Annotated in this window: 19 protein-coding genes and 2 pseudogenes; 9 read left to right on the forward strand and 12 right to left on the reverse strand. The window is 61.7% G+C overall.

Annotation, left to right across the window (positions count from 1 at the left end):
- Positions 1 to 10 precede the first annotated feature (10 nt).
- The gene (locus tag FJ977_RS19450; protein WP_140773821.1) at positions 11 to 1,828 is read right to left on the reverse strand and encodes an extracellular solute-binding protein; all 1,818 of its coding nucleotides are present in this window, start codon (positions 1,826 to 1,828) and stop codon (positions 11 to 13) included.
- A gap of 233 nt (positions 1,829 to 2,061) precedes the next feature.
- On the opposite strand from FJ977_RS19450, the gene FJ977_RS19455 reads away from it, so the two are divergent.
- A complete protein-coding gene (locus FJ977_RS19455) occupies positions 2,062 to 2,691 on the forward strand; it encodes an invasion associated locus B family protein (RefSeq protein WP_140773822.1) in 630 nt (209 codons plus the stop codon).
- A gap of 107 nt (positions 2,692 to 2,798) precedes the next feature.
- Here FJ977_RS19455 and hspQ read toward each other — a convergent pair whose 3' ends face one another.
- Both hspQ and FJ977_RS19465 read right to left on the reverse strand, forming a co-directional pair.
- Positions 2,799 to 3,122 carry a heat shock protein HspQ gene (gene hspQ / locus FJ977_RS19460; protein WP_056577259.1) on the reverse strand — a complete coding sequence of 108 codons (324 nt, stop codon included), beginning with the start codon at positions 3,120 to 3,122 and terminating at the stop codon, positions 2,799 to 2,801.
- Between the two features lie 147 nt (positions 3,123 to 3,269).
- Positions 3,270 to 4,484 (reverse strand): UbiH/UbiF family hydroxylase, encoded by a 1,215-nt coding sequence (locus FJ977_RS19465; RefSeq protein WP_140773823.1) that lies wholly within the window; start codon positions 4,482 to 4,484, stop codon positions 3,270 to 3,272.
- A 70-nt stretch (positions 4,485 to 4,554) separates the two neighbouring features.
- Between FJ977_RS19465 and FJ977_RS19470 the strand changes: the two genes are divergently transcribed.
- From FJ977_RS19470 to FJ977_RS19505, 8 genes are all read left to right on the forward strand, one after another.
- A complete protein-coding gene (locus tag FJ977_RS19470; protein WP_140773824.1) occupies positions 4,555 to 5,502 on the forward strand; it encodes a DUF2182 domain-containing protein in 948 nt (315 codons plus the stop codon).
- On the forward strand, positions 5,499 to 6,113 hold the full coding sequence (locus FJ977_RS19475; protein ID WP_095788751.1) for a DUF1326 domain-containing protein: 615 nt from the start codon (positions 5,499 to 5,501) through the stop codon (positions 6,111 to 6,113). Before FJ977_RS19470 ends, FJ977_RS19475 begins: the two co-directional genes overlap by 4 nt.
- Positions 6,110 to 6,928 carry a phosphatidylcholine synthase gene (pcsA, locus tag FJ977_RS19480; protein ID WP_140773825.1) on the forward strand — a complete coding sequence of 273 codons (819 nt, stop codon included), beginning with the start codon at positions 6,110 to 6,112 and terminating at the stop codon, positions 6,926 to 6,928. Before FJ977_RS19475 ends, pcsA begins: the two co-directional genes overlap by 4 nt.
- Before the next feature lie 22 nt (positions 6,929 to 6,950).
- On the forward strand, positions 6,951 to 7,928 hold the full coding sequence (locus FJ977_RS19485; RefSeq protein WP_140773826.1) for a quinone oxidoreductase: 978 nt from the start codon (positions 6,951 to 6,953) through the stop codon (positions 7,926 to 7,928).
- A gap of 133 nt (positions 7,929 to 8,061) precedes the next feature.
- Positions 8,062 to 9,639 carry an ABC transporter ATP-binding protein gene (locus tag FJ977_RS19490; protein WP_181179961.1) on the forward strand — a complete coding sequence of 526 codons (1,578 nt, stop codon included), beginning with the start codon at positions 8,062 to 8,064 and terminating at the stop codon, positions 9,637 to 9,639.
- Positions 9,636 to 10,766 carry an ABC transporter permease gene (locus FJ977_RS19495; protein ID WP_140773828.1) on the forward strand — a complete coding sequence of 377 codons (1,131 nt, stop codon included), beginning with the start codon at positions 9,636 to 9,638 and terminating at the stop codon, positions 10,764 to 10,766. The genes FJ977_RS19490 and FJ977_RS19495 overlap by 4 nt, the downstream gene beginning before the upstream one ends.
- Positions 10,766 to 11,686, forward strand: coding sequence for an ABC transporter permease (locus tag FJ977_RS19500; RefSeq protein WP_140773829.1), 921 nt, complete (start codon positions 10,766 to 10,768; stop codon positions 11,684 to 11,686). Before FJ977_RS19495 ends, FJ977_RS19500 begins: the two co-directional genes overlap by 1 nt.
- Before the next feature lie 50 nt (positions 11,687 to 11,736).
- Positions 11,737 to 12,804 carry a BMP family ABC transporter substrate-binding protein gene (locus FJ977_RS19505; protein WP_140773830.1) on the forward strand — a complete coding sequence of 356 codons (1,068 nt, stop codon included), beginning with the start codon at positions 11,737 to 11,739 and terminating at the stop codon, positions 12,802 to 12,804.
- 77 nt (positions 12,805 to 12,881) lie between these two features.
- On the opposite strand, the gene rimO is transcribed toward FJ977_RS19505, so the two are convergent.
- The 9 genes and pseudogenes from rimO to FJ977_RS19550 all read right to left on the reverse strand — a co-directional run bounded on the left by rimO (position 12,882) and on the right by FJ977_RS19550 (position 20,002).
- On the reverse strand, positions 12,882 to 14,195 hold the full coding sequence (gene rimO, locus FJ977_RS19510; RefSeq protein WP_140773831.1) for a 30S ribosomal protein S12 methylthiotransferase RimO: 1,314 nt from the start codon (positions 14,193 to 14,195) through the stop codon (positions 12,882 to 12,884).
- Positions 14,196 to 14,359: 164 nt separating this feature from the next.
- The gene (locus tag FJ977_RS19515; RefSeq protein WP_140773832.1) at positions 14,360 to 15,046 is read right to left on the reverse strand and encodes a TerC family protein; all 687 of its coding nucleotides are present in this window, start codon (positions 15,044 to 15,046) and stop codon (positions 14,360 to 14,362) included.
- 187 nt (positions 15,047 to 15,233) lie between these two features.
- Positions 15,234 to 15,641, reverse strand: coding sequence for a DUF930 domain-containing protein (locus FJ977_RS19520; RefSeq protein WP_181179963.1), 408 nt, complete (start codon positions 15,639 to 15,641; stop codon positions 15,234 to 15,236).
- A 56-nt stretch (positions 15,642 to 15,697) separates the two neighbouring features.
- Positions 15,698 to 16,396, reverse strand: coding sequence for a DUF2161 domain-containing phosphodiesterase (locus tag FJ977_RS19525; protein WP_140773834.1), 699 nt, complete (start codon positions 16,394 to 16,396; stop codon positions 15,698 to 15,700).
- Between the two features lie 68 nt (positions 16,397 to 16,464).
- Positions 16,465 to 16,758: pseudogene (locus FJ977_RS19530) on the reverse strand (alpha/beta hydrolase); the annotation flags it as partial.
- A gap of 133 nt (positions 16,759 to 16,891) precedes the next feature.
- Positions 16,892 to 17,689 (reverse strand): sterol desaturase family protein, encoded by a 798-nt coding sequence (locus tag FJ977_RS19535; RefSeq protein WP_140773835.1) that lies wholly within the window; start codon positions 17,687 to 17,689, stop codon positions 16,892 to 16,894.
- 369 nt (positions 17,690 to 18,058) lie between these two features.
- Positions 18,059 to 18,862 carry an NAD-dependent epimerase/dehydratase family protein gene (locus FJ977_RS19540; RefSeq protein WP_140773836.1) on the reverse strand — a complete coding sequence of 268 codons (804 nt, stop codon included), beginning with the start codon at positions 18,860 to 18,862 and terminating at the stop codon, positions 18,059 to 18,061.
- Between the two features lie 44 nt (positions 18,863 to 18,906).
- Positions 18,907 to 19,143, reverse strand: a pseudogene (locus FJ977_RS36765) (NAD-dependent epimerase/dehydratase family protein); the annotation flags it as partial.
- A complete protein-coding gene (locus FJ977_RS19550; protein ID WP_140773837.1) occupies positions 19,064 to 20,002 on the reverse strand; it encodes a sulfotransferase in 939 nt (312 codons plus the stop codon). The gene FJ977_RS19550 and the pseudogene FJ977_RS36765, both read right to left, overlap by 80 nt.
- Positions 20,003 to 20,009 lie beyond the last annotated feature (7 nt).

Consider the following 20,009-nt stretch of genomic DNA (forward strand, 5'->3'; position numbering starts at 1 on the left):
CTCCGGATTTTCAGTTCGGTTTGCGCCACCAGGTCGGCAGCTGATAACCGAATATGGGCGTCTTCCGCGGATGTTCCAGATAATTCCAATACGCAAGCCACTGCTGCGTGTTGTACTGCATCGGCACCATGTAGTTGCCCGAGATCAGCAGCCGGTCGAGAACGCGAACGGCGGCGACATAATCCTCCTTGGTGTGTGCGTTCAGCATGGCGTCGATCGCGGCATCGATTGCCGGGTCGGCGACGCCGGCAAGATTGAATGATCCTTCGGTCTTGGCCGCGGCGGACGACCAACGCCCGATCTGCTCGATGCCCGGGGACAAGGAATTGTTGAAGCCGCTCGAGCCGACCAGCACCTCGAAGTCGAAACGCTGCTTGCGCGACTGGATCTGGTCGCCATCCAGGCTGCGGATGCTGACGTTGATGCCGATCTTCTCCAGTGTGCGCTGGTAGATGCCGGCCAGGCGTTCTTCGTCCTGCGAAGCGGTCAGGATCTCGAATCCGAAAGGTTTGCCTTCGGGATCGAGCATTGTGCCGTCCTGCACGTGGTAACCGATGCTTTTCAGGAGATCGAAAGCGGCCTTAAGCACCTTGCGGTCCTGGCCTGAACCGTCGGTCACCGGCGGTTTCCAGGTGCCGTCCATGATTTCGGCCGGGACGCGGCCGGGGTAGGGGGCCAGCAACGCCTTTTCCCTGTCGTCGGCCGGATGGCCAAGCGCGGAGAGTTCGGAATTCTGCCAATAGCTCATCGTTCTCGTGTATTTGCCGCCGAACAGGTTCTTGTTCGCCCATTCGAAATCATAAAGCATGCCGAGCGCGCGCCGAACCACCGGGTTGGAGAATTTCGGCAGCCTGGTGTTGAACAGGAAACCGGTCACGACAGGCGGAATGCCGGTGTCGAAAGTTTCGGAAACCACCTCGCCCCTGTGGAAGGCGGGAAAGTCGAGATCGCGCTCACGCTTCACCGGATCACTGTCGTCGTCGATGGCGCAAAGGCCCTTCTTGAAGGCTTCGAGCTTGGCGTTGGCGTTGAGGAAATATTCGATGGTGATCTGGTCGTAATTGTCGAAGCCGCGCTTGGCGGGTACGTCCTTGCCCCAGTAGTCCGGATTGCGCTTGAAGACGATGCGCTGGCCGGGCGTCACCTGCGCGATCGTGTAGGGTCCGCTGCCGATCAGCGGCTTCAGCGTCGTCCTGTCGAATGTGTCCATGTCAAAGGCATGCTTGGGGATGATCGGCGTCAGCGCGATGATCAGGGGAAATTCGCGATCGGCCTTGTCGTTGAAAGTGAAGCGCACGCTGTGGTCGCCGGTCTTTTCGAGCTTGGCGATCCTGGCCATGCGGTCGCTGTAGGGCGGGCGGCCCTTTTGCGTATAGACATCATAGGTGAACAGCACGTCTTCCGGCGTCACCGGCTGTCCGTCCGACCATTTGGCCTTCGGGTTGAGATGGAATTCGATGCTCTTGCGCTCCGGGTCCATGTCGGCGGTATCGGCGAGCAGCCCATAGAGCGTGAATGCCTCATCCGCGCTGCGCTGCATCAGCGGCTCGAAGACCAGATTGCCGAAGATCGTGTCCATCATGCCGCGCGCGGTCGTACGCAGGCTTTTCAGGATGAAAGGGTTGAGATTATCGAAGCTGCCGACGACGCAGTAGGTGATGCTGCCGCCCTTCGGCGCGTCGGGATTGACGTAGCTGAAATGCGCGTAGTCCGGCGGCAGGGCCGGTTCGCCTTGCATGGCAATCGCGTATTTTGGCTCCGACAGCGCCGGCAGCGGCAGGGTGAGAAACGATATCGCGGTGATCAGCCAAACAAGAACGCGGCCCATGACCGTCTCCTTAACAGGTCGGCTTGATGATTCGGTGCGCACCCTAGCATGAGGCAGCTGCGTGCCGGCCAATGGTGTCATCAAGAATTACAAGTGAGCGGGCTGGATTCGGCACCGCTTGCAGTGTAACACGCCGTCCGAAGTCATTCTGTTGCCTCATTTCGGCAACAGGTAGCTGGACCACACGGCGCAGAGAAGCCGGTTCCGGGATCATTTGAGAGGAAATGCACGACATGACGAGCCTGAACAGCAACGCGTACCGCCTGTCGGTCATGGCCGCTGGCGTGATCGGCTTTCTGGGCGCAGGACTTCCCGCGGCTTCCGCGCAGCAACAGCAGCAGATACCCCAGGGCTGGTTCAAGGCCTGCACCAAGCAGGAAGACGTCGATATCTGCAACGTCCAGAACATCGTCACCGCCGGCAACGGTCAGCTCGTCACCGGTGTCAGCCTGATCGAACTCAAGGGCAAGGTTAACCGCAAGGTGTTCCAGGTCACGGTGCCGACCGGTCGCCTCGTGCCTCCCGGTATCGGCCTGCAGATCGACACCGGCAAGGCTCAGAAGCTCGACTATGTCATCTGCTTCCCGGATCGTTGCGTGGCGGAAGTGCCGCTGACCGACCAGCTCGTCGCCTCGTTCAAGAAAGGTCAGGGTATCACGCTGACCTCGATCAATTTCCAGAACCAGGCCAACCCGATCAAGATCGCGCTGCAGGGCTTCAGCGGTGCCTATGACGGCCCGCCGCTGCAGCAGTCGGACATCGAGGACCGGCAGAAGAAGCTTCAGGACTTCGTGGCCAAGAACAACCAGGACTTCGCCAAGAAGCTCAAGGACGAGCAGGACAAGGCGAAGACCGCCAACTGATCACCGGCATCCGGCCAAGGCCGGTGCCAAAGAAAAAAGCGGGGCCATGCCCCGCTTTTTTCGTTTCCGGCCTGAATTTCTCGGCGGATAGCTGGAGTGCCGGGAGGTCAGTGCCTGGATTGCCGTTTCGGCTCGTAGCGTCCATCCGGCTTCTTGTCGAACATCTCCTTGATCTGCGGGTGGCGAACGGGCTCGCCCGACCGGTCCTCGAGCAGATTCTGCTCGGACACATAGGCTATGTATTCGGTTTCCGAATTCTCCGCGAGCAGATGGTAGAATGGCTGATCCTTGCGGGGCCGCACATCGGCGGGGATGGCTTCGTACCATTCGTCGGTGTTGGCGAATTGCGGATCGACGTCGAAAATGATGCCCCGAAACGGAAACAGCCGGTGACGAACCACCTGTCCGATCGCGAATTTGGCCGTTTTCATCGTACTCACCACTGAATTCCTTGACTTTATTTGGCGCAGACTCCGAGTCAATTCAATCCCGAAGCGTCTGAGCGTCTTCAAGCTACGCAGAATTCGGCGCAAAGGTTTTGGTTGATGTCGCGATGCCGCGATAAAGTCCGCAAGTCGCTACCGATGCCGCACCGGCTTTCGCAGGCCACCCACGAGTGCTGCAAAGCCGCTGCCCGGACGAAGCCCTTCGCGCATGAAGAAGGCGCGCAGCGGCGCAAAACCGCCGAGAACGCCCAGACCAGCGCCCCGCGCGATCTGCGCCGGCAACATGTCGGAAAGCAGCGACATGTTGAGGAGATTGACCGCACCGCTACGCGCCAGAATATCGGGGCGACGCTTGAAATCGTAGGCGGCAAGGGCCTTGGCGCCGCCGGGGTCCTCACGATTTTCGCTCGCAATACCAACCAGATCGTCAATATCCCTGATGCCAAGGTTGAGGCCTTGCGCACCGATTGGCGGAAACACATGGGCGGCTTCGCCGACGAGCGCCACCCGCTCTCGTGCGAAGCGCAGGGGCGTGACGGTCGAAAGCGGATAGATCTGCCGGCCCGGTTCCACGGTGACCCGACCCAGCATTGACTGCATCTGCTGCTCGACCCGCATTGAAAGCGTTGCGTCATCCAGGGCGGCAAGCGCCTTGGCTGTCTCGGGCTTAACCACCCAGACGAGACTTGAGCGATTGCCCGGCAGCGGAACCTGTGTGAACGGGCCTGTCTCTGTGTGGAACTCCGTCGAGGTGAAGGCATGGTCTCGGCCATGGCCGAAATTGAGCACGAGCGCGGCTTGCGGGTAGGAGCGTGCGGCAGTCGAGATGTCCGCTGCCTCGCGGGCGGGCGATTGGCGTCCATCGGCGGCAACCGCCAGCGACGCGCCAACCTCACTGCCGTCGGCGAGGTCGGCGTGGGCTTTGTCGGCGCCGAGATGCCAGGCCTTGACCATAGACCTGCGCCATTCGATCCCGGAATGCGCGGCCACCTTGGCGGCAAGCTCCGGGCCAAGGACGCTGTTGGGCAAGTTCAGCCCAAACTGCTCCTCATCGATCTCGGCGGCGCGGAAGGTGACGACGGGACTGCGGATCAGCCTGCTCGTCGCATCGACGATGCGCATGACTTTCAACGGCGCGGCCTTGGGTTTGATGTCTTCGAGGAGATCAAGCCGCTCAAGCACTTTCAGGGCAGGGTTCATCAGCGCCGTGGTACGGCCATCGGGGGCCGACGCCTCGGGCCCGACAAGCGTCACCGCAAAGCCGGCATCAGCGAAAGCGAGCGCCGCGATCAGGCCCGCAGGCCCGGTGCCGGCAATCAGTATGCGCGCTGTTTCCTGATGCTCCAAGGTCGGCTTCCGGCTTATGATGCTAGGCGGGCCACCAGACCTGCCAATCTATAGGCATATAGGTCAGATCATGCGGCTTGATCAACGCGGCGATTCGGCCCATTCGGTTGTCATGACCGGCCACCAGGACGATTTCAGCCATCTCGACCGCGCCGGCCGCGCCATGGCAAATGTCGCGCGCAACCCGCGTTTGACGGTCAACATCGTCGTCGGCGCCGGCATCGCATTCGCCTGGCTGTTGCTGGGGGCGATGGCGATTCGGGGCGCCGATGTCCGAGGCAGCGCGCCCGGCGACACCCTCCTGCACGGCCTGCCACAGCTGCCGCTGCCCGATTTCCTGGAGCGGTTCTTCGCCCTCTGCCTATCGCCGGCGCCGCTGGACGCAAGCATCGGCTTTCGTGCCGTTGCTCTCACCGTGATGTGGTTCCTGATGGCAATCGCGGCGATGCTGCCGTCCGCTGCCCCGATGATCCGCACCTATTGCGAGATCGCCGATACAGCCCGGATCAAGGGCGAGCCGGTCGTTCATCCTCTGGTGCTGGTTGCCGGGTATCTCGGCGTCTGGCTCGCTGCCTCGGTCCTGTTCTCGGCACTGACGCTCAGCGTGCACACATTCGCCGCGTCCCGCGAGATCTACGATCCGGTGCTTGGGATTGCCGGCGCGCTCGCATTGCTGGTCGCCGGCCTCTATCAGTTCAGCGGCCTCAAGAAGGCCTGCCTGAAGAAATGCCGCAACCCGTTCTCGATCCTGTTTTCGAACTGGAGCGCCAAAGCCAGCAGCGTCTTCCGGCTTGGTGTCGTGCAAGGCATCTGGTGTTTCGGCTGCTGCTGGGCGCTCATGCTGGTGATGTTCGCCGTCGGCGTGATGAACATCTTCTGGATGGCGCTGATCGGCGTGTTCACCCTGATTGAAAAACAAATGACGGGCAGTCTTCCAACCCGGCTGGCCGGTGCGATACTGCTTGTCTGGGCAGCCGCGCTGCTAGTAGTCTCGCTTTCAGTGGGGGAAATTCGATGACAGATCAGGGCTGGGCAATGAAAGGAGAGCTCGTACTCTCCTGCAATTGCACGGTTTTTTGCCCTTGCGTGCTGTCGCTCGGCAGTCACCCTCCGACCGAAGGCTATTGCCAGACCTGGGCGGGTTTCCGCATCGATGCCGGTCATTTCGGCGAGGTCGACCTGTCAGGCCTAAACCTCGGGCTGATCATGGAAATCCCCGGCTACATGAGCCGAGGCAACTGGACCGCCGGCCTGTTCATCGACAAACGCGCCTCGATCTATGCGGTCAAGGCCTTGACGAAGATCTTCACCGGCAAGGCGGGCGGGACCACGTCGCTGCTGTCGATCCTCGTCGGAAAATTCCTGGGTGTGGAACAGGTGCCGATCACCTATGAGACGCGGGACAAGACGCGTATCTTCCAGATACCGAAGATCATCGATGGCGCGGTGACGCCAATCGCCGGCAAGGATCGCGAGAAGGATACGGTGATCACGAACTCGGAATACTGGATCGCGCCGGAGATCATCGTGGCGAGGTCCGACAAGAGCAAGATGCGCGCCTTCGGCCGCAATTGGAACTTTGCTGGCCGCTCGGCCGAAATCTGCAAGCTGGATTGGCGGGGCCCGTGAGCAAGAACACTACGGCCAGAAAGGCCGCCAAGAAGATCGCGGACCGGATTCCGCGGCCGAAGAAGAAGGTCACCTGGCCGCAGGCAAGGGCGTTCTCCGTCCACCTGCTGACCGCGTCAGGCTCGTTCCTTGCATTCCTGTCGCTGGTGGCGGCGAGCGAGGAGCGCTGGACGGCAATGTTCTGGTGGCTCGGACTGGCGCTGTTCGTCGACGGCATCGACGGGCCGATCGCCAGGAAGCTCGAGGTCAAGGAAATCCTGCCGACCTGGTCGGGCGAACTCCTCGACAACATCATCGACTATGTGACCTATGTGCTGATCCCGGCCTTCGCGCTCTACCAGCGCGGCTTCATGGGCGAGGGACTGTCGTTCCTTTCGGCTGCGATCATCGTCGTTTCCAGCGCGATCTATTATGCCGACACCGGCATGAAGACGAAGGAGAATTTCTTCAAGGGCTTCCCCGTGGTCTGGAACATGGTGGTGTTCACGCTGTTCGTCATCGAACCGGGACAATGGGTGTCGTTCGCTGTCGTGGTGGTGGCTGGCATCCTGACTTTCATCCCGATCAATTTCATTCATCCGGTGCGGGTGGTGCGGCTGCGACGCATCAATCTCACAATGACCCTTTTGTGGTGCGCCTTCGGCGCGCTTGCGCTTGCGCAGGCGGCTCTGGCAGCCTTCTACGATCAGATCGGCGTGCTGGGCGAACAGGTCGGCACTTTCACCAAGATCGGCATTACCATTACCGGGCTCTATCTGGCCTGCATCGGTGGCATCATGCAGTTCTTTCCAAATCTCGGTGCCAAGAAGGCCTGATCAGCCAGAGGAATCCCAATCCATGTCCAAAGCGATCCGTATCCACGCCCATGGCGGTCCGGAAGTTCTGACCTATGATGACGTCGATCCCGGCCAGCTAGGTTCCGGGCAGATTCTGGTCAGGCATACGGCCATCGGCCTCAACTTCATCGACGTCTATCATCGCTCCGGTCTCTATCCGCCGCCCGGAGGTTTTCCGCTCATTCCGGGCAGCGAGGCCGCCGGCGTGGTGCTGGAGGTAGGGCAGGACGTCGATTGGCTGAAGCCGGGCGACCGGATCGCCTATGCCGTGACGACGGGAGCTTATGCCGAAGAACGCGTCATCGATGCCAGCCGGGTCGTCAAGGTTCCGGACGGCATCAGCGATGAACAGGCGGCCGCGATGATGCTGAAGGGCATGACGGCCGAATATCTGCTGCGCCGGACCTTCAAGGTGAAAGCGGGCGACACGATCCTGTTCCATGCCGCGGCCGGCGGCGTCGGGCTTATTCTTGGTCAATGGGCGAAACATCTCGGTGCGACCGTCATCGGCACGGCAAGCTCGACCGACAAGATCGAGCTCGCCAAGGCGCACGGCTTCGACCATGTCATCAACTACAAGGAGCAGGATTTCGTCGCCGGCGTCGCCGCCATCACCGGCGGCAGGAAATGCGACGTCGTCTACGATTCGGTGGGCAACGACACGTTCCCGGCTTCGCTCGACTGCCTGAGGCCGCTCGGCATGTTCGTCAGCTTTGGCCAGTCGTCGGGACCGATCCCGCCATTTTCCATGTCGCTCCTGGCGCAGAAGGGTTCGTTGTTCGCCACAAGGCCGACACTGTTCGTCTACAACGCAAAACGTGAGGACCTCGATGCCTCCGCGGCCGCGCTGTTCGACGTGGTGCTCAGCGGCGCCGTCGAGATCAAGATCAACCAGCGCTATGCGCTGAAGGACGCCGGCAAGGCACACTCGGATCTCGAAGGCCGCAGGACAACGGGGACGACTATTCTCATTCCTTAGTCCCGCCTGCCTTGTTATCCCTTGAATTTCCGCTGAAATTCTTGAAGCTCTTTCAAGACGCGTGCCGCTTTCCGTCCAGAGCCGGCGGCGCCTACCATGCTTGCGGGAACACAGAACATATCTGGCGAACCAGATGGGAGGCACTGTGAGTGCAGATCATGATGGGGCGAACCTGCTTGAGGTTCGTGGCCTGACCAAGATATTCGGCACGCTGACCGCGTGCGATCATGTCGATCTCAACATCGCCAAGGGTGAAATCCACGCGCTGCTTGGCGAGAACGGCGCCGGCAAGTCGACGCTGGTCAAGATGCTGTTCGGCTCGCTGGAACCCAATTCCGGCGAGATTTTCTGGAACGGCCAGGCGGTGCGCATCACCAGCCCGGGTGCAGCCAAGAAGCTCGGCATCGGCATGGTGTTCCAGCATTTTTCCCTGTTCGAGGCGCTGACCGCGGCCGAGAACATCGCGCTGTCGCTCGATGACGGCTCGCCGATCAGCAGCATCGCCGCGAAGGCGAGGGCGCTTTCCTACAGCTACGGCCTGCCGCTCGATCCGGACTCGCTGGTCGGCGACCTGTCGGTCGGCGAACGCCAGCGTATCGAAATCATCCGCTGCCTGCTGCAGACGCCGCAGCTCATCATCCTTGACGAGCCGACCTCGGTGTTGACGCCGCAGGAAGCCGACAAGCTGTTCGAGACGCTGGAGCGGCTGCGCGCGGAAGGCAAATCGATCCTCTACATTTCGCACCGGCTGGAAGAGGTCAAACGGATCTGCGACCGCGCCACCGTGTTGCGGCATGGCAAGGTGGTCGGTCACTGCAATCCGCGCGAGGAGACAGCCGCCTCGCTCGCCCGCATGATGGTCGGCAACGAAGTGCAGGCCGTGGTGCGCGCGCCGGTCGAGGGGATCGAAACCGCGCAGCCGCTGCTCGAAATCCGCAGCCTCAGCCGCAAGCCGGCGACGCCGTTTTCGATTCCGCTCAAGAACATCAGCCTGAATGTCCGCGCCGGCGAGGTGATCGGCATTGCCGGTGTTGCCGGCAACGGCCAGGGCGAATTCTTTGAATCCGTTTCCGGCGAGGTCTTGCAGCAGGATGCCGCCTCGGTGCGTATCCGGGGCAAGGATGCGGGCGGTCTCACCATCACCGGACGGCGCCTGCTTGGTGCCGCCTTCGTGCCGGAGGAGCGCCTCGGCCATGGTGCCGCGCCGCGCATGAAACTCTCGGAAAACCTTTTGCTGTCGCGCCACGCGACCGACGGCAAGGCGTTTGTCGGCACTGGCGGGATGGTCAAAAGCGGCGCCGTCTACGCTGCCGCACAACGCATCATCGTGGCGATGGATGTGCGCAAGAGCGCGCCGGATCCGGAAGCGGCCGCACTTTCGGGCGGCAATCTGCAAAAATTCATCGTCGGCCGCGAACTCGACCGCCGCCCAAGCGTCATGGTGGTCAACCAGCCGACCTGGGGCGTCGATGCCGGTGCTGCCGCCCATATCCGACAGGCCTTGATCGAGCTGTCGCGCAGCGGCTCGGCGGTTCTGGTGATCAGCCAGGATCTCGACGAGCTGTTCGAGATATCGGACGCAATCGCGGTCATGCACAATGGCGAATTGTCCAAGCCGATGCCGATCGCCGAGGCGACCTTCGAGAAGGTCGGCCTGCTGATGGGCGGCGCCGAGCCCGGCCACGCCGAACACACGCTGGAGACGGCATGATGCGCCTTGAACTCGTTAAACGCCCGCAGCGCTCGGCGCTGTTTTCGATGCTGTCACCGTTCATCGCCTTCGCGCTCACCATTGTCGCCGGCGCCATCATGTTCGCCCTGCTCGGCGTCAATCCGCTGACCGCGTTCCGGATCTACTTCATCGAGCCGATCAGTCAGGTCTGGCAATTGCATGAGCTGGCGATCAAGGCGGCGCCGCTGATCCTGATCGCGGTCGGCCTGTCGGTCTGCTACAAGGCCAACATCTGGAACATCGGCGCCGAAGGCCAGTTCATTTTCGGCGCCATCTTCGGCTCGGCCATTCCGGTTCTGTTTCCTCAGTTCGAAGGCCCGCTGGTGCTGCCGCTGATGCTTCTGCTCGGCATGGTCGGCGGTGCCGCCTACGCGGCGATCCCGGCCTTGCTCAAGACCCGGTTCAACACCAATGAGATCCTGACCAGCCTGATGCTGGTCTATGTCGCCCAACTCTTCCTCGACTGGCTGGTGCGCGGCCCATGGCGCGATCCGCAGGGCCATGGTTTCCCGCAGACGATCCAGTTCGGCGATTCGGCGGTCCTGCCGGAACTGATGCCGGACGCCGGACGCGCCAACTGGGGTTTTGTGTTCGCGCTGGTTGCCGCGGTGCTGATCTGGATCCTGATGGGCCGCATGCTCAAGGGCTTCGAGGTCCGCGTGCTGGGCTCCAGCCCGAGGGCAGGGCGCTTCGCCGGCTTCGGTCTCAGCCGCATGGTGTTCTTCGCCTTCCTGCTGTCGGGCGCACTGGCCGGCCTTGCCGGCATTTCGGAAGTCTCCGGCGCCATCGGGCAGTTGCAGCCGGTGATTTCTCCCGGCTACGGCTTCACCGCCATCATCGTGGCGTTCCTCGGACGCCTGAACCCGCTCGGCATCGTCGCTGCGGGCCTGGTTCTGGCGCTGACCTATCTCGGCGGCGAAGCGGTGCAAAGCGCGCTCGGCATTTCAGACAAGGTGGCGAGGGTGTTCCAGGGCATGCTGCTGTTCTTCGTGCTCGGCTGCGACACGCTCATCCACTACCGCATCCGGCTGATCGGCCTGGCGTTGACCAAGCCGCAGGGCGCGGCACCGCTCGAAGCCGCGCCGAAGCTGAAGGAAGCCCGCTGATGGACATCACCGTCAATATCCTCCTGACCATCGCCACGGCGGCGACGCCGCTTTTGATCGCGGCGATCGGCGAACTGGTGGTCGAACGCTCCGGCGTGCTCAATCTCGGCGTCGAAGGCATGATGATCATGGGCGCGGTCGGCGGGTTCGGGGCCGGCTACCTGACCGGATCGCCCTGGATCGGCCTTCTGGCGGCAATCGCGATGGGCGCGCTGTTCTCGCTGCTGTTCGCGGTCATGACGCTGTCGCTGGCCACCAATCAGGTGGCGACCGGCCTGTCGCTGACGCTGCTTGGCCTCGGCCTCTCCGGCATGATCGGAACGAGCTTTGTCGGCCAGCCTGGCGTCAGGCTGCCCAATCTCGACATTCCCGGCCTCAGCTCGATCCCGGTCGTGGGCAGGCTGCTGTTCGGCCAGGATCCGATCTTCTACATCTCGATCGCGCTGACCGCCGCCGTCATGTGGTTCCTGTTCAAGACGCGTACTGGCCTGACACTCCGCTCTATCGGCGATAGCCATGCTTCGGCGCACGCGCTCGGCATCAAGGTCATCCGCTACCGCTATCTCTCGGTCATCTTCGGCGGCGCCTGCGCCGGTCTGGCCGGCGGCCATCTGTCGCTGGTCTACACGCCGCAATGGGTCGAGAACATGACCGCGGGCCGCGGCTGGATCGCTCTGGCTCTCGTTGTGTTCGCCTCGTGGCGGCCGTGGCGCGTGCTGGCCGGCGCCTACATCTTCGGCGCGGTGTGGATCGGCCAGCTTCATGCACAGGCTTTTGGCATTCCCGTGCCCTCGCAGATGCTTTCTTCTCTGCCCTATCTGGCAACCGTCGTGGTTCTCGTTCTAATCTCGCGCAACAAGCGTCTGACGATGATGAACACGCCGGCATCCCTGGGGCAGCCATTCGTTCCGGATCGTTGACAATAATAACAAACGGGAAGCTCCAAGGCTTAACACAGAGAGGTAACACAATGAAAAAACTGCTTATTGCCCTGATGACGACGACAGCGGCATTGTCGCTGGCCGCGTCCGCAGAGGCTGCCGACAAGTTGAAGGCCTGCTGGGTCTATACCGGCCCGATCGGCGATTTCGGCTACTCCTACCAGCACGACCAGGGCCGCCTTGAGGTCGAGAAAGCGCTCGGCGACAAGGTCGAGACCGCCTATCTGGAGAACGTCTCCGAAGGCCCCGATGCCGACCGCGCCTTCGAGCGCCTGGCACGCGAAGGCTGCAAGATCATCTTCGGCACGTCGTTTGGCTTCATGGACGCCGAAGTGAAGGTCGCCAAGAAGTTTCCCAAGGTGATGTTCGAGCACGCCACCGGCTACAAGACCGGTGACAATCTCGGGATCTACAATGCCCGCTTTTATGAAGGCCGCTACGTACTCGGCCAGATCGCCGCCAAGGAATCGAAGTCCGGCGTCGCCGGCTACATCGTTTCCTTCCCGATCCCGGAAGTGGTGATGGGTATCAACTCCTTCATGCTCGGCGCGCAGTCGATCAACCCGAACTTCAAGGCCAAGATCGTCTGGGTGAACTCGTGGTTTGACCCGGGCAAGGAAGCCGACGCCGCCAAGGCGCTGTTCGACCAGGGTGCCGACATCATCGTCCAGCATACCGATTCGACCGCTGCCCTGCAGGTGGCCGAGGAGCGCAAGCTGCACGGCTTCGGCCAGTCGTCCGACATGATCAAGTTCGCGCCGAATGCGCAGATGACCTCGCTGACCGACGAATGGGGCCCCTATTACATCAGCCGCGTGCAGGCAGCCATCGACGGCACCTGGAAGCCGGACAATGTCTGGCTCGGCATCAAGGACGGCGCGGTGAAGCTCGCGCCCTACACCAACATGCCCGACGATGTGAAGGCGATGGCCGAGGCGACCGAGAAGAAGATCGCCGGCGGCTGGAACCCCTTCACCGGACCGATCGCCAAGCAGGACGGTTCGGCGTGGCTGAAGGACGGTGAGGTCGCCGACGACGGCACGCTACTCGGCATGAATTTCTACGTGAAAGGCGTCGACGACAAGCTGCCGCAGTAAGCTGCGCACCACGTTTCGAATGGGAAAGGGCGCCGCGAGGCGCCCTTTTTATATGCCCGGAGAAACGGACGGAAGGCTCAGACAGCCGAACCGTAGAGGTCATAAGCGTCGGCACGCTCGATCTTCACCGTGACGATGTCGCCGGCACGCATCGGGCGGCGCGACTGGATGTGGACCGAACCATCGATCTCGGGCGCGTCGTATTTGGTGCGGCCCTTCGCCGAGGTGCCGTGCGCCTCGTCGATCAGCACCGGCAGGCGCTTGCCGACCTTCCTGGCCAACTGCGTCGCCGAAATCTTCTGCTGGCGCTGCATGAAGCGGTGCCAGCGTGCTTCCTTGACATCCTGCGGAACCTGTTCGAGGCCGAGGTCGTTGGAACGGGCGCCCTTGACCGGCTCGTATTTGAAGCAGCCGGCACGGTCGATCTTGGCCTCGTCCAGCCAGTCGAGCAGCATCTCGAAATCCTCGTCCGTCTCGCCGGGGAAGCCGACGATGAAGGTCGAGCGGATGGCGAGGTCGGGGCACACGTCGCGCCAGCCGCGGATGCGTTCGAGCGTCTTTTCGCCATGCGCCGGACGCCGCATGTTCTTCAGCACCTGCGGCGAAGCATGCTGGAACGGGATGTCGAGATAGGGAAGGATCTTGCCGTCGGCCATCAGCGGGATGACGTCGGCGACATGCGGGTAGGGGTAGACATAATGCATGCGCACCCAGATCCCGAGCTTGCCCAGTTCTTCCGAGAGATCGAGGAATTTCGCGCGCACTTCGCGATCGCCGAACATCGACGTCTGGTACTTGATGTCGATGCCGTAGGCACTGGTGTCCTGCGAGATGACGAGGAGTTCCTTGACGCCGGCCTTGGCCAGTTTTTCGGCCTCGCGCAGCACGTCGGCGGCCGGGCGCGAAACGAGATCGCCACGCAGGGCGGGGATGATGCAGAAGGTGCAGCGGTTGTTGCAGCCTTCCGAAATCTTCAGATAGGCATAGTGGCGCGGCGTCAGCTTGACACCTTGCGGCGGCAGCAGATCGATATAGGGATCGTGCGAAGGCGGGGCTGCCTCATGCACGGCGGCCATCACGCTCTCGTAGGCCTGCGGTCCGGTGATCGCAAGCACGTTGGGGTGCTTCTCGCGGATCACGTCCGGCTCGGCACCAAGGCAGCCGGTGACGATGACCCTGCCGTTTTCCGAAAGCGCGGAACCGATGGCATTGAGCGACTCGTCACGGGCGGAATCCAGGAAACCGCAAGTGTTGACCACAACGAGATCAGCGCCATCATGCTTGCGGGCGATCTCATAGCCTTCGGCGCGCAGGCGCGTGATGATACGCTCGGAATCGACGAGCGCCTTCGGGCATCCAAGGCTGACAAAACTGACGCGAGGGGCGGACATAGGCTAGTTTCCAATGGGAGTACGGGCCGAACGCTGATCCGACCTCAAGTCGCTGTAAATGTCGGTCTGTGGCGCGTGGCTGGAGCCAATACGCGCGGCGCAATAGCATGGCTTCCGCAATCAAGCAAACCGGCCGACAGGCCGATCCGCGCCATAAGGATGGCTCAGTGGCCTCCGGATCCGAACCAGGGTGCCAGGAAAGCGAAGTTTTCGGGGAATTGCTGCACGGCCCCGTCAAGCAGCATTTTGACCGCAACATAGAGGATGATCACCAGGCCGAGATAGGCAATCCAGCGGTATTTGTGCAGCAGGCGCGCGACGAACGACGCGGCAAAGCCCATCAGGGCGATCGACAGGGCCAGCCCGACAATCAGCACCGTCGGATGGTTCATGGCCGCGCCGGCTACGGCCAGAACATTGTCGAGCGACATGGAAACGTCGGCAATGACAATCTGCCAGGCTGCCTGCGAGAAGGTCTTGCTTGGCCCCTTGCCGCCGATGACCCCATCCTTGTCGAAGTCGCCGTTCGATAGCGCTTCCGTGGCGTCACGCTCCTGCTCGTGGCTGACGCGCAATTCACGCCACATCTTCCAGCAGACCCACAGCAAGAGCAGGCCGCCGCCGATAAGCAACATGGGCCCGATGGTGAGCAGCCATTGCGTGATCAAGGCGAAGAAAATGCGAAGGACGGTGGCCGCGGCGATGCCGACGAGAATGGCCCGTTTGCGTTGGCTGGCCGGCAGTCCGGCCGCGGCGAGGCCGATGACGATGGCATTGTCGCCCGCAAGCGCAAGGTCGATGGCAATGACCTGAAGAAGGGCCGATAGGCCTGCGGCGGTAAATATTTCCATCGACCTGGAAGCCCTTCGCCGAGTGTTCGTCGTCGACTATTGCGACGGGCCTAAAGGCATGGTCCGCTGCCGTCAAGGCGCCGCATTGGACAACGCTGGAAAACCACTTTCGTGGCAGTGGCATTACAGGAGATTTTCAGCCGCCGCCGGCTCGTGAACCGAAGCCGACACAAGCCCGCGAAAAAAACTAGTCGTAGAGATTGTATTTTGCCCAGTCGGCTTCTGGAATCTCATCGCCGATCCGGTAACGAAGCTGGAGAACTTCCATATGGTCCGGCCCCGTCTGGCATTTGAACTTCAGCCGGTACCATTGCCCCTTGCTGCGGAACGCCGCACCGGGGCTCCTGATTGCATCGGCGCTCATCTCAGGCGTGGCGAAGGCGTAGGCGACAACACGGTCGGCCTTGAACTTGCGATCGTCGTGGGTGATCCGGTCCAGGATTTCGGCATCGCACCGCTGCTCGAGGCGTGTTTGCGGATCAAGTTTCATCAGCCCGGCACGCAAGGCGTTGTCCATTGCGCTGGCCGGGAAAGCTAGCGTCAGGGACGCCATGGCCATCATGCAGAGTGTCTTCATGGGCGGGACAAGCAGCATATTTTGTCTGAAAAATCAACCAAGAGGGGCGTTTCATGCCGGGCAAGCAGCCGCATTCAGGGGGCCGACGCAATCAAAATCTCGTGTCGGACATCCTCGTGCGAGGCCTGCGGCCAACGCACCAGCGAGGCGCGGCCGGCATCCGTGAGATCATAAAGGCCGCGGTCCACGCGCGCGAACCAGCCATAGACGTTGTGCTGCAGGATTTTCGGCGCGATCGGCGTCAGCGCCTTCAGGTCGCGCGGCCGTTTGGGTCCGTGGACAAGCGCGGCGGCACAGGTGAGGGCGCTCTGGCGGTAGGCGGTCATGATCGGATTGCGCGATCCTCCGCCCGCGACAGGATCACCGCGGCGGCGCTGGTGTTCGTCGACAAGGCGAGAGCGCCGCCGCGCATTCCTGCGTGGCTCAGGCGCGGCCGGGCTGACAAGCACTTCGACCTTGTCATTCGCGGTCACACCGAGCAAGCCGAAACCGAGCCGGCGGCAGAGGTTGCGAAACCGGGCGTCGCTTTCGCGTCCCTTGCCTCGTGCCGACATACGCGCCGCCAGCCACACTTCGTCGCAAGCGGCCGCGCGGTCGACGCCCTGCAGCACCAGTTCGAGGTTGAACTGCAATTTCAGCTCGCAGATGACGACAATCGGCGGCTCGCCCTCGCGCAACGCGACGATGTCGCAGCCGCCAATCTCCCCCTTCACCACGAAGTCGAGAGTTTCGAGGAACCGCTTCACCGGCGCATAAAGGGAGGTCTCGTTCATGCCCCAAGGCTTAGCCGATTCGAGGCAAAAAGCCTTCCCGCTTCAGGGAGCGCAGCGTGGTCGGATGCTCAGGAATGAATATTTCCGAGGAAGGCCAAGAGCACGCTGTTGAACAGCCCGGGGCGTTGCAGCGGTGCGAAATGGCTGACGTCAGGCAGGACGATCAGTTCCGACGCCGGGACGTTTTGGGACAGATAGTTCGCGTGCTCCCGCTTGATGAACTCGTCATGTTCACTTTGAACGATCGCCACGGGCACGCGCGTCCGCGCCATGTCGGCGGCGGAATAATTGGGTTCGGTCTTCATCATCAGGCCGACGGCTTTGACGAATGCGTCGAACTGGCCCGGCGTTGCCGATAGTTCACGCATCGAGGCCAACGCGAAACACCTATGACTATTGCTGGTGCCCGCCAAAACCAACCCACGACGCGATCTCCGCTACCAGGCGACAGCGCCATTTCGAGCAGCAGATGGCAGTCGCCATTGATATTAGCCGTCAGGCTTCCGTGCTCGCCACCGCCCGTTTCGATCGCTTGCCGCGAGGCACGAGCGGGTAGCCGACCTGACCGAAATAGCTGGACGGGATCGGATCATCGACACCGTATTTTTCCGGCACCTTGTTGCCGGTGGCATTGTAGGTGCCGAACACCATGTCGAGGAGGGGGAGTTGGCCGGCGAAGTTCTTGTCATAAGCCTCGCGCTGATTGGCATGGTGCCAGCGATGGAATTGCGGACTGGCGATCAGCCATTTCAAGGGACCAAACGGAATCCGCAGGTTCGAATGCACAAGCAGCGTGTGCCAAAAATATATCACCGAGAAGGCGGCGATCGAGGCTTCGGAGAACCCGAGGAAAAAGATCGGCGTCAGCGATATTGCCTTTGTCGCAATCGCGTCGACCGGATGGGAGTGGAAAGCGCCGAGCCAGTCCAGTTCCTCAATGCCGTGATGTACCGCGTGGAACCTCCAGAGCGCAGGGATTTTGTGGAAGGCCCGGTGTGCCCAATAGACACCGATGTCGGTGATCAAGATGATTTCCGCGACCTGCAACCAGACGGGCTGACCGCCGACGGCGCGCATCATTGATTGCGGGACCACGATTGCGGCGGCGTCAAGCGTGTAGGCCGCTATCAGGACGATGGCTACTTTTATGATGAAGCCGTTGAACAGCACATAGATCAGATCGACACCCAAGCCCTTGCGGAAGGTCTTCTGGGGCCGCTCGTGGAACAGATGTTCGAACGGAATGAATATCAACGCGGAGATCAACAGCGCCTTGATGCCAAAAATATCCATTCGCCCGCCTCTATAGCCCAGCCTTGGCCGGCACCCGCTCGCACTTCAGCTTCTGACAGAACCATATTTCTCCTTTCCAAAGGCTTGATGCCGGACTTTCGTCTTTGCAGCCGGGCAGGTGAGGGATGCGCCCGCCGGCATGTCACACCAGCGTCGCAACCGGGCGATATCTTTGTGGCGCGCGGTGGCGAACGCAGCGCGTCGCGCGTCCTCCCAGGACTAACCCCTCCGGTTCCCTGCCGGCGGGGTTTTCTATTTCAGGAACCACGCGTCCATCGCCAGGGATACGCCGCCCGACAAACCGACATGATCGTTGTCGCGCAACCGACGATGGGTCGAAAGTGAAGCCGTCCAGCGCGATTGGCCGTTCTATCCGCGGTCCGACGCCGGCGGTTGTCGATGCCGTGTGTCTGCCAGATCAAGGTTTGCTCTATAGAAATCGAGACGATCGCGATCTTTCCCCAACCATTGAACCGTTTCCCGCAAACCGGTGCGCAATGGCGTTTGCGCGGTCCAGCCCAGCTCTGTCGCGGCGTGTCGGGTGTCAGCCTGCCAGATGTCCGTGTCCCAGCCTCGATCAGGCATGCTCTGCCAATGCGGTTCAGCCTCGCAACCTGTCATGGCGCGCACGATATCGACGATTTCTCCCAGTGTGGTTTGTCTACCGGTGCCGATGTTGAATATTGCCCCAGGATCCGCCAGCGGACGGCTGGCTGCGATGAGCAAGGCGTCGATCGCATCTTCGACCCAGACGAAATCACGAGCCGTGTTGGGATTGGCAAGCGGCGGCCATTTCCCGGCTGTTGCATGAACAAGCAGTGACGGCACAAGGCGTCGCGGCTCTTCCCATGGCCCATAGATCGAATAGAGACGAAGCGTCGGCATGCGAATGCCGGATTTTCGCGCGAGATCGCGACAGAGCGCGGTCGCCGCGGCCTTGGAGACGGCATAGGCCCCTTCGGGCTCGGTTGGCTCGTCCTCGGAGGGGGCGTGTCTCTTGCGGCCGTACTCCAGCGAACTGCCTGTATGCACGAATGCCTCGACGTCCGCCTTGAGCGCGGCAAGAGCCAATGCGCGGGTGGCCTCCAGGTTTGTACGCGCAATCCTGGCTGCGTCTGTCTGCCATGAATATGCGCCGTGCGCAGCCAGATGGAACACGTAGCGGGGGCGCATCGATGCAACAGCACCTCCACCGACGAAGCGTCCGTCAGATCGACCACATGCGTCGAAAGCTGCGACTGTTGTGTGGGGATACGCCACGTCGCGTAGCCCGGGCGCAGCAGCAGATCGACATGCCACCCCATCGACAGCAGCCGTCTGACCAAACTCGCGCCAACAAAACCGCTGCCGCCCGTCACAACGGCGCGTTGCATCTCAGACGGCTCGCATTCCGGCGAAGTCTCCATAGTCGAAGACATCGAGATATTGCCAGGCGGCCTGCGCCACCGCCGCATGCTCCTGGACAGAGAGTTCCGCGGCTGTCGCCCGATTGGCTTCCGGTGTGGCGCGGCGGATCGTTCCCCAAGGGTAGACTTCACGCAACGCCAGACCGTTCCATGACGGCACCGAAAGCGCGACGTGATCCTCGATGCCCAGCGCGGACAGAACCGGCGCCAGAGCCTTGCGCGGGTCGGACAAAGTATCCTCCAGCCTCACGATGTGAACCCGGTCTGGATGACGATGCCGCGCAAGCAGGGCATGGTATTGGTTCAGGCACCACGCCCGCATATAGTCCGACAGGCGCATGGGAACCGGCCGCTTTTTTGTATCGGCGTAGGCAGAGAACGGATTACGCACCACATGCATCATGTGAGCGGTGGGCATTGCGGCGAGAATCGCCTCGGAGTCGACCGTGATGATCGGACTGTAGCCGACATAAACCTTCTCGCGGCCGCTGCGGTTATAGTCTTTCCAGCTATCGAATGTAGACCTGAAGAAGGCCGCGACGTTGTTCGCGGCGCTGCGGCCGCTAGCCTTCACGCACTCGATGTATCGATCGCTCCGGGCATCGTCGTTGAAGTCGAAGGCCATGTCACGAAACTTGCTGACGTGTGGCGTCCGCGCACGCACTTTGCATTCTTCGTCGATGATCAGCCTGTAATCGTCCATTGGACTCGCATCGAGCGGGAAGACTGGCCAGCGGTATTTGACCGGGAACAGCGAGGTCAAGGCATCACTGACGAACCGCGTGCCGATCTGCGACTCGAACGGATAGACGAACAGCTCCGGGTGGCCGTCAAGAAACCGATGTGTGGTGTTTCCGCCATTCTCATACATGGCGCCGAGCATCAGCAAGCGGAAGTCGTCGGTCATCAATTCC

Origin of the sequence: Mesorhizobium sp. B2-1-3A (assembly GCF_006442655.1) — a bacterium.
Classification (GTDB): Bacteria; Pseudomonadota; Alphaproteobacteria; order Rhizobiales; family Rhizobiaceae; genus Mesorhizobium.

Excerpts from the sequence above, each read along its gene's own strand:
- FJ977_RS19540 (WP_140773836.1), bottom strand. The coding sequence starts at position 18,862 with ATGCGCCCCCGCTACGTGTTCCATCTGGCTGCGCACGGCGCATATTCA.
- FJ977_RS19475 (WP_095788751.1), top strand. The coding sequence starts at position 5,499 with ATGACAGATCAGGGCTGGGCAATGAAAGGAGAGCTCGTACTCTCCTGC.
- FJ977_RS19550 (WP_140773837.1), bottom strand. The coding sequence starts at position 20,002 with ATGACCGACGACTTCCGCTTGCTGATGCTCGGCGCCATGTATGAGAAT.
- FJ977_RS19450 (WP_140773821.1), bottom strand. The coding sequence starts at position 1,828 with ATGGGCCGCGTTCTTGTTTGGCTGATCACCGCGATATCGTTTCTCACC.
- FJ977_RS19505 (WP_140773830.1), top strand. The coding sequence starts at position 11,737 with ATGAAAAAACTGCTTATTGCCCTGATGACGACGACAGCGGCATTGTCG.
- FJ977_RS19470 (WP_140773824.1), top strand. The coding sequence starts at position 4,555 with ATGCGGCTTGATCAACGCGGCGATTCGGCCCATTCGGTTGTCATGACC.
- FJ977_RS19455 (WP_140773822.1), top strand. The coding sequence starts at position 2,062 with ATGACGAGCCTGAACAGCAACGCGTACCGCCTGTCGGTCATGGCCGCT.
- FJ977_RS19525 (WP_140773834.1), bottom strand. The coding sequence starts at position 16,396 with ATGAACGAGACCTCCCTTTATGCGCCGGTGAAGCGGTTCCTCGAAACT.
- rimO (WP_140773831.1), bottom strand. The coding sequence starts at position 14,195 with ATGTCCGCCCCTCGCGTCAGTTTTGTCAGCCTTGGATGCCCGAAGGCG.
- FJ977_RS19485 (WP_140773826.1), top strand. The coding sequence starts at position 6,951 with ATGTCCAAAGCGATCCGTATCCACGCCCATGGCGGTCCGGAAGTTCTG.
- FJ977_RS19500 (WP_140773829.1), top strand. The coding sequence starts at position 10,766 with ATGGACATCACCGTCAATATCCTCCTGACCATCGCCACGGCGGCGACG.
- FJ977_RS19535 (WP_140773835.1), bottom strand. The coding sequence starts at position 17,689 with ATGGATATTTTTGGCATCAAGGCGCTGTTGATCTCCGCGTTGATATTC.
- FJ977_RS19490 (WP_181179961.1), top strand. The coding sequence starts at position 8,062 with ATGGGAGGCACTGTGAGTGCAGATCATGATGGGGCGAACCTGCTTGAG.
- FJ977_RS19520 (WP_181179963.1), bottom strand. The coding sequence starts at position 15,641 with ATGCTGCTTGTCCCGCCCATGAAGACACTCTGCATGATGGCCATGGCG.
- FJ977_RS19495 (WP_140773828.1), top strand. The coding sequence starts at position 9,636 with ATGATGCGCCTTGAACTCGTTAAACGCCCGCAGCGCTCGGCGCTGTTT.
- FJ977_RS19515 (WP_140773832.1), bottom strand. The coding sequence starts at position 15,046 with ATGGAAATATTTACCGCCGCAGGCCTATCGGCCCTTCTTCAGGTCATT.
- hspQ (WP_056577259.1), bottom strand. The coding sequence starts at position 3,122 with ATGAAAACGGCCAAATTCGCGATCGGACAGGTGGTTCGTCACCGGCTG.